Annotated in this window: 11 protein-coding genes; 7 read left to right on the top strand and 4 right to left on the bottom strand. The window is 44.7% G+C overall.

Annotation, left to right across the window (positions count from 1 at the left end):
* Window positions 1-2,167 (top strand): YadA C-terminal domain-containing protein (locus tag Q4B79_RS04015; protein WP_303085143.1); only part of this gene is annotated, 2,167 nt, incomplete at its 5' end.
* A gap of 71 nt (window positions 2,168-2,238) precedes the next feature.
* Window positions 2,239-3,171: an OmpA family protein gene (locus tag Q4B79_RS04010; protein WP_303085142.1), complete on the top strand. Its 933-nt coding sequence runs from the start codon at window positions 2,239-2,241 to the stop codon at window positions 3,169-3,171.
* Between the two features lie 345 nt (window positions 3,172-3,516).
* On the opposite strand, the gene Q4B79_RS04005 is transcribed toward Q4B79_RS04010, so the two are convergent.
* Complete coding sequence (locus Q4B79_RS04005; protein ID WP_303085141.1) at window positions 3,517-3,900, bottom strand: SCP2 sterol-binding domain-containing protein; 384 nt, start codon at window positions 3,898-3,900, stop codon at window positions 3,517-3,519.
* Window positions 3,901-4,454: 554 nt separating this feature from the next.
* Between Q4B79_RS04005 and ccoN the strand changes: the two genes are divergently transcribed.
* The 4 genes from ccoN to ccoP are packed head-to-tail and all read left to right on the top strand — an operon-like array spanning window position 4,455 to window position 7,837.
* Window positions 4,455-5,933 carry a cytochrome-c oxidase, cbb3-type subunit I gene (ccoN, locus tag Q4B79_RS04000; protein ID WP_303085140.1) on the top strand — a complete coding sequence of 493 codons (1,479 nt, stop codon included), beginning with the start codon at window positions 4,455-4,457 and terminating at the stop codon, window positions 5,931-5,933.
* Window positions 5,934-5,943: 10 nt separating this feature from the next.
* Window positions 5,944-6,582: a cytochrome-c oxidase, cbb3-type subunit II gene (gene ccoO, locus Q4B79_RS03995; protein ID WP_303085139.1), complete on the top strand. Its 639-nt coding sequence runs from the start codon at window positions 5,944-5,946 to the stop codon at window positions 6,580-6,582.
* Complete coding sequence (locus tag Q4B79_RS03990) at window positions 6,582-6,761, top strand: cbb3-type cytochrome c oxidase subunit 3 (protein ID WP_303085138.1); 180 nt, start codon at window positions 6,582-6,584, stop codon at window positions 6,759-6,761. The genes ccoO and Q4B79_RS03990 overlap by 1 nt, the downstream gene beginning before the upstream one ends.
* A complete protein-coding gene (ccoP, locus tag Q4B79_RS03985) occupies window positions 6,758-7,837 on the top strand; it encodes a cytochrome-c oxidase, cbb3-type subunit III (RefSeq protein ID WP_303085137.1) in 1,080 nt (359 codons plus the stop codon). Before Q4B79_RS03990 ends, ccoP begins: the two co-directional genes overlap by 4 nt.
* 193 nt (window positions 7,838-8,030) lie before the next feature.
* On the opposite strand, the gene Q4B79_RS03980 is transcribed toward ccoP, so the two are convergent.
* Window positions 8,031-8,516: a peptidylprolyl isomerase gene (locus tag Q4B79_RS03980; protein WP_303085136.1), complete on the bottom strand. Its 486-nt coding sequence runs from the start codon at window positions 8,514-8,516 to the stop codon at window positions 8,031-8,033.
* Window positions 8,517-8,695: 179 nt separating this feature from the next.
* On the opposite strand from Q4B79_RS03980, the gene Q4B79_RS03975 reads away from it, so the two are divergent.
* Window positions 8,696-10,555: a M61 family metallopeptidase gene (locus Q4B79_RS03975; protein WP_303085135.1), complete on the top strand. Its 1,860-nt coding sequence runs from the start codon at window positions 8,696-8,698 to the stop codon at window positions 10,553-10,555.
* Window positions 10,556-10,565: 10 nt separating this feature from the next.
* Here the strand turns inward: Q4B79_RS03975 and Q4B79_RS03970 are convergent, their stop codons facing one another.
* Window positions 10,566-11,189, bottom strand: coding sequence for a pseudouridine synthase (locus Q4B79_RS03970; protein WP_303085134.1), 624 nt, complete (start codon window positions 11,187-11,189; stop codon window positions 10,566-10,568).
* 57 nt (window positions 11,190-11,246) lie between these two features.
* Window positions 11,247-12,860 carry an OmpA family protein gene (locus Q4B79_RS03965; protein ID WP_303085133.1) on the bottom strand — a complete coding sequence of 538 codons (1,614 nt, stop codon included), beginning with the start codon at window positions 12,858-12,860 and terminating at the stop codon, window positions 11,247-11,249.
* Between the last annotated feature and the right edge of the window lie 175 nt (window positions 12,861-13,035).

Here is a 13,035-nt window from a genome sequence, read left to right as displayed (position 1 = left end):
CGGCAACCTAAAAGTTGGCGACACCAATGGCGAGCCTGTGAAGATCACAAACGTTACCAGCACGCTGCCTGATACTTATAGCACCGCCAACGATGCTAACAACCCAGATGGCAAAGCACCTACCACCGCACAGCAAGTGCCAAGTTTGACTGCTAATGAGTTGAACAATGCTGCTACCGTAGGCGATGTGCTAAATGCTGGTTGGAACCTAAAAACAGAAGATCAAGGCGACCTAGACTTTGTCAAACCTTATGACACTGTTGAGTTTGTAAACGGCAAAGGTACTACCGTTGAGAGCAAAACTGACGGCGAGACCAGCACCATCACTTATAATGTAAACGTGGATAATGCAACTACTTACATTACTGCCAAAGATGCTGCCGGTAACACCCTATATCAAGGTGCCGATGGTAAGTTCTACACCGGACCAAACAGTCAAGGCGAAGCTGTCGAACCAGTTGGCGATACTTACATCACTGCAAACGTAGCTGTTATTGACGCAAAAGTTGGTTCAGTGAATGCAAAAGATGGTAAAGCTGAAGTAGGTACTGGTACTAGCCCAACAGATGCAGTAAGCGCAGGTTCTGTTGCTGACACTATTAACAAAGTAGGCTTTACAGTTACTGCCAACGATCCAGCTGCTGGCGACGTTAACAACGATGGTCTGGTAAATGCTGGCGAAACTCTCAACTTCGCTGACGGTGCGAACACCAAAGTGGTTGTAGAGGGCAACACCGTTACTTACAATGTAACAGGTCTACCAGTTCAGTACACTACCGAAGATGGTCAGCCAGTTGCCAAAGTAGGTGATAACTACTATCCAGTAGGTAAAGATGGCTTGCCTGATACCACAGCTACTCCAATCCCTGCTGACCAGTTGGTAACTAATGTTATTAACCCAGCAGCTTCATCAGATGAGATTGGTGCACCTACCAAGTTGGGTAACATCGCAAGCACGCTACCAGCGACTTATAATGACGACGCTCTAAACACCGCTGGTGTAGCACCTACCAAAGGACAAGCCTTGCCAGAGCTTACCCCAGCACAGTTAAGCAATGCTGCGACCATTGGCGATGTGCTAAATGCTGGCTGGAACCTACAAAACAACGGCGAAGCTCGTGACTTTGTGAAGCCTTACGACATCGTAAACTTCGTTGATGGTAAAGGCACTACTGCGGTTGTTACCACAGCTGCCGATGGTGTATCTAGCGATGTAACTTACAATGCCAACTACGATAACCTAACCATCAACGTAGGCGGTACTGCTTATAAAGTTACTCAAAACCCTGATGGTACTTACACCTATGTACTTCCAGGTGCAGGTACTGACGCTGGTACTGGTGGTTTGAAAGTTAATGGTAACCCAGATGCCGTTAATAACAACACCTCGCCAGAAGGTCAAGGTAGTATCCTTATCAACGGTCAAGGTACTCACGTGAGCGTGGATAACAGCACAGGCGAAATCAAAGTGGACAGCCCACTAGCCTATGTAGGTAACGAAACCGCTGGCGACACCTCTACAGCGACTGACACCGTATCGTTTGTGGGTGCTACTACTGATGCACCAGTACAGGCTCAAAACCTAGCAAGTGGTGTGCGTGATATCCTTGCCAGTGGTGGCGATGCATTGCCAAGTGCTTACATCAATGCTGGTACTGACGCCAATGGCAACCCAGTGTCTGCGACCACATACACACCAGCTCAAAGACAAGCTATTGCCGCTGCAGTTAACAACGCCTCTGGCGACACCCTAACCAACGCAGCAAACATCGGTGACGTGCAAGCGGCTGCTGCTGCTGCCAAGACTGAAGTTCGTGCAGGCGAAAACGTGCGTGTAGACACAGCTACAGGCGACAATGGTCAGACAATCTATACCGTTCATGCGGCTGCTCCTGACCTAAGCCCAATCAACAAACGTCTTGACGACATCGAAAAAGGTGCGAACGCAGGTGTTTCATCAGCGATGGCGATGGCAACCTTGCCACAAGCTTACATTCCTGGTAAGTCTATGCTGACAGGTGGTGTAGCAAGCTATAATGGCGAAGGTGCAGTTGCAGTGGGCTTCTCGAAGCTATCTGACAACGGTCGTTGGGTACTGAAAATGAGTGGTTCTGCTGATACTGACGGTAACGTTGGTGGTGCAGTAGGTGCAGGTTTCCACTTCTAATCAGTCAGCTTTGAGCTTGCATTCACAGATGTGGGTGCAAGCAACCCCAAAACTAATTTTTAAGGAATACTATGAAAGCATTAACTCTAAGTGCGATTACGCTAGCAGTTGTTGCCATGACAGGCTGTATGGGAACCAAACAGCTTAGCTCGAACATCTCAGAGCATGGCACCATCAGTGATAAAGATGACATCGTTTTCCCTGCACTTGAAAAAGCATGGCAAAAAGATGGTCAATTTCCTAACAGCGAAAACCTATCAAAAATCCGTCCAGGTATTGCCAAAGATGAGCTATACCAACTGATTGGTCGTCCTCATTTTAATGAATCAAACCGTGCTCGTGAGTGGGACTACATCATGAAGTTCTATCAAGCGGACAACTCCGTTAAGGTTTGCCAATACAAAGTGATTTTTGATGATAAATTCAAAGGTCAAGAGTTCTACTGGCTACCTGCCGACTGTGCTCAGTATGCTGCTGTGAAATCAAGCCCAGCACCAGTGGTTATGCCAGCCCCTGTGGTTATGCCAGCCCCAATCATCAAAGAAAAAATCACTCTAGAAGCTGATGCTCTGTTTAAGTTTGACAAGTGGAAGCTAGAAGACATGCTACCAGCTGGACGTGCCAAACTTGATCAGTTGGCAGCACAGTTGATTGAGTGGGAGTCTCGTGGCGAGAGCCGTGTGAACCTTACAGGTCATACTGACCGTTATGGCGATGACATGTACAACATGAACCTATCTATGCTACGTGCCCAAACCGTGCGTCAATACCTCATCAGCAGAGGCGTTACCGCTGGCACGATCTCTGCATCAGGTGCAGGCGAAACTCAGCCCCTACCACATGTTGTATGTAGCACCACCGCACCAAAATCTGAGCAAATCAAGTGCTTACAGCCTAACCGTCGTGTTGAGGCAGAAGTTACTGTTTATGCCTTTGGTGAAAACGGTGCTCGTCATGAAATCCGTCATGGTGAAGCTTATCAAAACTTCAACTTTGGTAGATAATCTTACCCAAGACAAAAGCCCTGTTAATCGCAGGGCTTTTGTTTTTTTGGCTTAAACTGATAACCAAGTGTCTTAAAAGCATTATTAGTATGCCTGATATGTCAGGCTATTTGAAATATTACAGGGTGTGTTTGCCATCCTTTTATAAATTTGGGTTTTATCAATATGCTCAAAAACCATAAAATTGGTACAGATTTGTCATCAAATCATAGAGGTGCATTGCCATTTACCTTTGGTAATCAAGGTATTAAAAAGAGTGTAGCGAACACACCTTTACAAGCCTATATTGATTTTAGGTTTGATGATGTAGATGTCTATTTGGGATAAAGTATTGGTAAAGGTTGATTAAAACTCGGTTATCGCTAAAATTGATTTATACAATGCTTTTTGTTCTTGACTGGGCTTGGCAGATTGTAGTGCCATGACAGCCGACATGTCGCCATCGATGCGGATTTTACCCATCATAAAGGCTTCAAGAGCGATGTTTGCATCTTTTCCTGCGATGATATGGGCAAGTGTCTCGCTGTCGATATTGATGGTGCTGACGGCGTTGTCGGTATGATGTTGCCATAGTTTACCATCTTTTAGATGAAGCATGACAGGAGTATCGCCTGTGATGTTGATGTTTACGATGAGGTTTGATAGTGTGGGCGGTAGGTGCAGTTCGCCAGCATTGGTGTTTAGGGTTGCCATCTCATCAAACCATGTTTGGCTTAAAAATTTTGCCATGTTTATTACCTCAAAAAAATACTTACATACTTAGGTGTCATCAGATGATACTCTTGGTACACCTAATTGCTCCATTATAAAGCAAATTTCTCCAAAATAACAAAAAATCACATTTTTCAAACAAAACCCTAAATATAAAAAACATGATAAAACCCCTTAAAGTGATTTAAAAAACCAATCAAAACACCAATTCTTTATAAAAAATGTGAAAAAAATGTAAAAATTTTGATTTATTTTTTACAAAACATCGTAAAAACTTACAATAGTGTTGTATAATACAAGGTGAAAAACCCACTGCAATACCATGTTGTCAGTATGGATTTAAACGCAAGCCAGTCTCATTTGAGAATTAGCCAGTACTGGGATTAAGTTGCTGTTGCATCAGGCAGCAATATTTCCTTAATTTTTTCAAGGTTTTTTCCTAAATGCTGATTTGAATGATGATATTTGGTTCGTTTTGCGTTACAATAAACAAATACAGTTACAAAACGTCAATTTGATGATGTCTTTTATCAAACAACGAAATAAATCGGGCTGCACAGGAAACCTATCCCATGAGTCTATCTAAAACAGCAGTAGCCCCACTAAACGTTGACCATGAATACGAAATCACGCTTGTGCGTCTTTTCACCATCATGGCGGTATTTTGGGGTATCGTTGGCATGAGCGTTGGTGTGTTTATCGCATCACAGCTTGCATGGCCAGCTCTTAACTTTGACACAGCTTGGCTCTCTTTTGGGCGTCTAAGACCGCTACATACCAATGCAGTAATCTTTGCGTTTGGGGGTTCAGCACTTTTTGCTACTTCTTATTATATCGTTCAGCGAACTTGTAAAACTCGTCTGTTCGCTCCTTATTTGGCGTGGTTTACCTTTTGGGGTTGGCAGGCAATTATCGTTGCTGCGGTCATTACCTTGCCTTTGGGTATTACGTCCGCCAAAGAATATGCTGAACTAGAATGGCCAATTGATATTGCCATTGCTCTTGTGTGGGTGGCGTATGCTGTGGTGTTCTTTGGGACGCTCATTAAGCGTAAGACTTCGCATATCTATGTGGCGAACTGGTTCTTTGCAGCGTTTATCATCACGATTGCTCTGCTTCATATCGTCAATAATCTTGCCATACCGCTTAGTATGTGGAAGTCTTATTCGCTATTTGGCGGTGCAACAGATGCGATGGTACAATGGTGGTATGGTCATAATGCCGTAGGTTTTTACTTGACTGCTGCTTTCTTGGGCATGATGTATTATTTTATCCCAGTGCAGATTGGTCGCCCTGTTTATTCTTATCGTCTATCTATTATCCACTTCTGGGCATTGATTGCAGCCTACATGTGGGCGGGTGGACACCATTTGCACTATTCAGCTTTGCCTGACTGGACTCAATCTTTGGGTATGGTGTTTTCTCTTATCCTATTTGCGCCATCTTGGGGTGGTATGATTAACGGTGTACTTACCTTATCTGGTAGCTGGGATAAACTACGTACTGACCCCATCATTCGTTTCTTGATTGTGGCGTTGTCATTCTATGCGATGAGTACCTTTGAAGGTCCAATGCTATCCATTAAAGAAGTAAACGCCATCAGTCATAATACCGACTGGACGGTTGGACACGTACACTCTGGGGCGTTAGGTTGGGTAGGTATGATTACCATCGGCTCTATCTACGTGCTATTGCCACGTCTATGGAATAAGCCAAGAATGTATTCCATCAACCTTATCACAACTCATTTTTGGCTGGCGACCACAGGTACGGTCTTGTATATTGTAGCACTTTGGGTCTCGGGTATTACCCAAGGTATCGTATGGCGTGATACCAACCTAGACGGTACGCTAAAATACGACTTTATCCATTCGGTAGTTATTTCTCATATTCCATTTGTGGTGCGTGCATTGGGTGGTTTGCTTTATGTGAGTGGTATGGTGGTCATGGCATATAACTGCTACAAAACCATTAACATGCCAAGCGTTCAAGAGACCGAAAAAGAAGCTGTGGGCGAGACGTCCTTAGCTGATGACGCTGTAAAAGCATAAGGGGATAGCCATGTCTAGACTTACACATGAAATTATCGAAAAAAACACTGGCTTGCTCGTTGTGTTTATTGTGATTGCGATTAGTTTTGCAACATTGGTTGAGATTTATCCGCTTCTTTTTGACCGCAATGCACCTGAAAATGGTGGTGTCAATAAACCATTGCCGAACATGCGTCCGTGGACAGCTTTGGAGCTAGAAGGTCGTGATATCTATATCCGTGAAGGTTGTCACGTCTGCCATACGCAGATGGTACGTCCTCTTCGTGCTGAGGTAGAACGTTATGGACCATATAGCCGTGCTGCCGAATCTGCGTGGGATCACCCATTCTTATGGGGTTCTAAGCGTACAGGTCCTGACCTTGCTCGTGTGGGTGGTCGCTATTCTGACCAATGGCATATTGACCACTTGATTAACCCTCGTTCTGTCGTGCCAGATTCAGTCATGCCATCTTATCCATGGCTTGCCAAAAATGAAGTTGACGGCACAAAGGTTCAAGCAAAAATGCGTCTATTTAAAGAACGCTTTGGCTTGCCTTATACCGAGTCTGATATCGAAGCGGCACCTGACCAAGTACAAGGGGCAACCGAGCTTGATGCAATCGTTGCTTACCTACAACAGCTTGGCATTGCCATGCAGGGTCAACGCTAATGAATTGGGGCGTTTTACATAGTATCGCAACAGTGGCGGCGTTCATTGCGTTCATCGCTGTTGCATGGTGGGCATATTCACCAAAAAACAAAAAACGCTTTGAAGAAGATGCAAAACTTGCGTTAGATGATGTTCAGATTGAGAAGTTATCATCACAACGCACTAAGGATGTACAATGAACTTTTTTTGGAGTTCTTGGGTTACCGTTATTTCACTGGCTTGTTGGGCTTTCATCTTTGGGGTGCTGATGTGGACCCTAAAAGCCAAACCAAAGCTTGAAGAGGACGGAACAACAGGACACGTATATGACGGCATTCGTGAATATGACAGACCTTTGCCTAAATGGTGGCTTGTGGTATTCTTTGGAACGCTATTTTGGGGTCTACTTTATTTCACGCTTTATCCAGCCATTCAGCCGGGTGCTTGGAAGGGTGTGACGACTGTTGAGGTTGATGGTCAAGAGGTAAATTGGACATCAGCCAATGAACTAAACAGTAACCTGCAAAAGAACAACCGTGTTTTTATCGAAAACTTTGAGCAAGGTATTTTGCAAACCGCAGGAGCAAGCGATGCTGTGCCTGTGCTTGCTAAACTCTCTGAGCTACAAGCCGAGCAGCACAAAAATGCCGAGCCAAATACTGAATTACAAACTCAGATTGATGAGCAGGTTAAGTTATTAGCACCTTATGTGGACATGCTGGCAGCAGACCCTGAGGCACAAAAAATCGGTAACCGACTATTTTTGCAAAACTGTGCTTTGTGTCATGGTTCTAACGCAGGCGGCGCATTGGGTTATCCTAACTTGACCGATGATGACTGGTTGTATGGTGGTAAGGCAGAGGATATTTTGCTAACCATTCATAATGGTCGTGTTGGCGCGATGGCAGCGTGGCAAAAACAGCTGGGCGAATCTGGTGTGCGTGCTGCTGCTGAATACGTACTATCGATTTCTAGTGGTCATGGCTCTGGTGTGGATAATGGCGAGCTAAATCAAGCGCTTGTTGCACAAGGCAAAACCATCTTTGAGGCCAACTGTGTACTATGTCATGGCGAAGATGCCAAAGGCTTGACCACAATGGGTGCACCGAACCTAACAGATGACATTTGGCTGTTTGGTGGCGATAGGGAGTCTGTGCAAACTACCATTCGTCATGGTCGTGCAGGTGTGATGCCAGAGTGGCAAACCAAGCTAGGCAATGAGCGTATCATGCTACTTGCTGCCTATGTGCGTTCATTCTCGCAAAATCCTCAGTAATGTTTGTTGATAAAAAAAGACCTTAATTGATTTAAGGTCTTTTTTATTGACTAAAAAGCACATTGAGAAAATATCATCAACCATGAGCTTACCAGAGTTTTTGAGATGTCAATCTGATATTTTGGGGCTTAAAAAACAAAAACCCTTATTAATAAAATAAGGGTTTGGTAGCGCATGTATTGAGGTATGCCTCTTAGTGATGATGACCGTCAACACCATGAGCATGACCGTGAGCGACTTCGTCAGCGGTTGCTTCACGCACTTCCACGATTTCTACATCAAAGGTAAGAGTAACACCTGCTAGTGGGTGGTTACCATCAACCACAACCGTATTGTCATCGACGCTCTTTACGGTAACGAGCATGACGTGTCCGTCTTCGGTTTGAGACTGAAACTGCATGCCAACTTCGATGTTTTCAACGCCTTGGAAGTTGGCACGTGGCACTTCTTGTACCGCCTCTGGCAGGTATTCGCCATAAGCTTCCTCTGGGGCGACAGTAACACTAAACTTGTCGCCGACTGTCTTGCCAGTCATTTCTTTTTCAAGACCAGGAATGATGTTATGATGACCGTGCAGATAAGCAAGCGGTTCGCTGTTTGATTTATCAAGCACGTCGCCTTCACTGTTGGTAAGGGTGTAGTGAAAGCTAACAACGGTATCATTTGCAATAATTGACATGGAATTTTCCTATAAAACTAATTGCGTTATCGGTGCATGTTATTCACCGATAATCAGCACCTATTATAACAAAGTTTTGGCGGATATGTGCATTGGTTACAAAAATGTTTAAAAAACTAAGAGGGGGCATGCTTGGGGGTTTTGGGTTATAATATCTTATCTTTGTAATGGGGGGTAAAATGAATTCATCAATTTTTTTAAAACAAGCCACTAACGCCACACGTCATAATGATGAGATTAAAATTCATTATACGCTTGATTTTTCAAGGTATTATGAACATTTGGTAAATGTGGAAATGAGTTTTGAGATGGCGGATTTTGCACATTTGATGGGCGAGGATGGGCTTGATTTATGGTTGCCGACTTGGATAGCGGGCAGTTATCTCATCAGGGAATTTAGCAAAAACATCACAAATGTACATTATTATGATGAAAAAGGTCAGGTCTACCGAGCCATAAAAACCTCAAAAAACCATTATCGTTTGGCAAATTCCTTTGATGGCTTGGGTAAAATGCGTGTGTGTTATGAGGTGTATTGCCATGATTTGTCGGTGCGGACAGCATTTGTTGACGACAGACGGCTGTTTGGTAATTTTACCTCTTTATTATTGATGCTCTCTGGGGGAGAGCAAGCGTTGTCGCAAGTGCATTTGCGTGTGCCTAAACAGTTTTTGCAAAACAATCAAGGGGCTGTGCTTGCCTGCGGTCTGTCTCATGTCAGCGATAAGGAGGGGGAATATTCACTGCGTGCGATGAGTGCTTTTGAGTATTATGATTATCCGTTTGAGTTTGGGATGCAGGCGAGGTTTGAGTTTGGGGTGGACTGTCAGGGAGAAGTCATCAATCATCGCTTTTTTTTGGCAGGACATCAAAGAGCAGATTTGGAGAGATTATCTTGTGATGTCCAAAAAATTTGTCAAAGTTATGTGGCTTGGCTCGGTGATACGCCATTTGCTGATTATACCTTCATGACAATGGTAACAGGTAGTGATTATGGAGGGCTTGAACACATTAATTCCACAGCACTCATCACACCACGCACGGATTTACCAGTGTGCGAGCTACCTCTGCCTAGCGAGTCTTACCAGCGGTTTTTGGGGCTGTGTAGCCATGAGTATTTTCATGCGTGGTGGGTTAAGTCAGTGCGTCCTGATGTGATGATGGAGAATGATTTACAGCAAGAGGCTTATACACCGCTACTTTGGGTGTTTGAGGGTTTTACCAGCTATATCGATGATTTGATGCTTTTGGTTAGTGGTGTGATTGATAAAAAAAGTTATTTTAAACTGCTTACCTCTCAAATCAATCGTTATTATAAAACAGATGGTCGCCATCATCAAAGTGTGGCAGAGTCAAGTTTTGATACATGGATAAAACTATATCGCCCCGATGAAAACACCAACAATCAAGGCGTGAGCTATTATAATAAAGGAGCTCTTGTGGCGTTGTGCTTGGATTTGATGTTGTTAAAGCATTCTAGGGGGAAATATCGCTTATTTGATGTGATAAAGATTTTTTATGAAAAATCCAAAGAGACGACAAATAAGCGTTTTGGCATGAGTACCTTGCTATTAGGCGACGTGATTGGTGGGCTGATGGGCAGTGATGAGTGGCAGGATTTTTATGAAAAGTATGTGGTGGGCGTAGATGAGTTGCCATTGGCGGAGCTACTCAATGAGTTTGGGGTGGTTATGCAGACAGCTGACAGCGAGACGGTATGGGGTATGAGCATTGATGAGACGCCCAGCGGATTAAAAATCAAGCACATACACCGAGACAGTACAGCGAGCTTGGCAGGGCTATCGGTGGGAGATGTGATTGTGGCGATAGATGGCATTCGTGCCAGCACTTTGGGTGTTAAGTCGGCATTGTTGGGTCAAAATACGGTGCAAGTGCATGCATTTCGCCGTGATGAGCTTCGCACCTTTGAGGTGGCACATTATCGAGTAAGTCAGCATTTGACGGTATCGGTGCGTGAGTACACCGAAAAAGGTTGGCTGATTTTTGATAAGTGGTGGGGCATGCCTAAAACTTATTGATAAAGGCGGGTTAGGTTTTGATGAGTTTGGAGAGTTCGTCATGGCTTAGGCAGATTTTCCGTGATTCTCCAAGTGCCAAGCCATCTAGATTCCAGCCTAGCTGTTCTGTGCCAATCTGATAGCGAATCAGACGCAGGCAGGGTAAGCCGACATGGGCAGTCATACGGCGGATTTGGCGGTTTTTGCCCTCAAAGATGGTAATACTAAGCCATGCGGTGGGAATGGTTTTGCGTTCACGAATGGGAGGATTTCTTTGCCATAATGTGATGGGTAAATCCTCATCGCTTAGGTGTTTGACGATCGCAGGGAGGGTTTTACCGTCTTTTAAAATAACGCCATCACGCAGGGCTTGAAGTTGGGCGGAAGTAGGGCTGTTTTCAACTTGTGCCAGATAGGTTTTGCCCCATTTTTTGGCTGATTTGGATATGGGTGGGGGTGTGGTAATAAAGTGATTGAGTGTGCCACTGTCGGTCAGCAAAAGCAATCCTTCGCTGTCTTTATCAAGTCGTCCTGCCACCCTTAGGCTTTTATCATTAAAATAATCAGCCAGCGTTATCATCGCATCAGAATCCTTGCGAAACTGACTGTGAACGTTGTAGGGTTTGTTAAATAAAATTACGGTAGGCATGGTCATCTAGGCATAATGTACAAAAACCCAAACTGGTGTTTGAGTTTTTGTGGTGGTGGTTGGTTATTTGTCAGCGATGGCAAACTCAATACGGCGATTTTGGAAGCGACCTTGTTCGGTGGCGTTGGTGGCGATGGGGTGGTCGGAGCTAACCCCCAGCACTTCCAAACGCTCGCTCGCTACGCCTTTTGAGGTAAGGTAATCATATACCGCTTGGGCACGTTTTTGTGAGAGGGCTTTGTTGGCTTCATAATTGCCTGCCGAGTCAGTATGACCGATGATTTTTAGTTTAATATCGGAAAATTGAGTGAGCTTTTCGGCGGCCAAATCCAGAATTTCTTTGTTGTCATCAGGAATATTATTTGAGGCGGTTGCAAAGTTGATGATTTGCAAGTTTAATGCTTTTACAAAATCCTCGGCGGTAGATGTCTCATTTAGACCGTGAATGGCGTTTTTGGCGTTGGCGATGCTGTTTGCAACGGTGGTGGCGACATCAAGTTGTGGCTCGGCTTCCACGACAAAATCAGCAGGTAAGAGGGCTTTTGTGCCGTCGATGAGCTTGGTAATGTCGTCGGCATTGCTGGCATTAAAGCGAATGGTTTTGCCATCGATATTAACGCTGGCGTTTGGTGTGCCTTTGATGAGTTTTAAAATGCCTTCTAATTGGTCGTTTGCCGACAATGTATTTGCGGTATTTGGCTCTGTGCTAAGTTGGCAGTTATCAGCACCAAAGAGGCTAGATAAGGTGTTTTTAATATTTGCAAAGGTAGAGTCATCGCCTGCCTTAGCACGACATGAATAAATCGCCTCGCCTGTCTCATCGGTTGCAAGGGCAAATGTGGCAGGAGCAAAATCAATGGGTGTGTCAGCAGCGGTATTGCCTACATTTGAAGTGTCTGTGGTAGAGTTGTTGGTGCTTGATGTACTGATGACCGCTTCTTGGGTGGGTTTGGCAACAGGGGTGGGGCTTTCTTGACAGCCACGCAACATCAGCCATGCCACGCCAGAGCAGACCACCAAACCAATGACAGGCAGTAGTGTTTTGGCAAAGCCACTAGGTTTGGGCTCGGTGTTGATGGGTTTGACTTGGTCGTTGACGTGTGTGGCGGTTGAGGCTGTGTTGGCACTCAATGTGCTTTTTGGGGTGGCGTTGGTCGCTGATGTGGCGCTTGGCGTAGCAGTTGAGAGAGCGGACGCAGTTAGACCTGCCCCTGCCAAACCTGAAAGTAGCCCGATGGGTAAAAACGCTTCCGCCCAACTTGGCAGGTCAGCCACCAAATCTTGGAGATGTCCTTGCAAAAACTGTGCGATACCGCCTGTGCCTGCCATCAATGTTGTCTCTGTCAGTGCCAATGGTGTGGCGACAGCAGTGAGTGCCTGAACTGTCTTTGTGGGTAGTTGGCTGGTTTGAGCAAGCTCGTGTTGTAGTCTATCAACTTGACTGTTGCCGTTTTCGTCTTGGAATATGGTATTTAGAAGATGGTTGCCATCTAGTTTTTGTTCTGGACTAAGCTCTGATAGGCGGGCAAATACATTTGGGTCGGAGAGTTTTAATCCAAAAATACTAAAAAATCCAGACAAAGCCTCACGTTTGGTGGTGTCATCGCCCACCAAATCATGTGTATTAGACAGTACTTTATCGGTAATCGTGTCTTGTAGGTGTTTAATAAAATTCACAAAAATATTCCTCTGTATGGGATTGGGCTTGTACCAATCCAAATCGGTTTTGCTTGTAAAATCGGACTGATGATTTGGGGTCGGCTCAATTTGCAAGCATGAACTACTTATTCTACTGCAAAGCCTCACAAATTACGATAAAATTTGCCAAAGTTATCAAGGCGGTAACAATAAT

The sequence above is a fragment of the Moraxella sp. genome (genome assembly GCF_030525845.1).
Taxonomy (GTDB): domain Bacteria; phylum Pseudomonadota; class Gammaproteobacteria; order Pseudomonadales; family Moraxellaceae; genus Moraxella.
The sequence above is the reverse complement of the archived record's forward strand: the minus strand, read 5'-3'. Positions and strand labels throughout refer to the sequence as shown.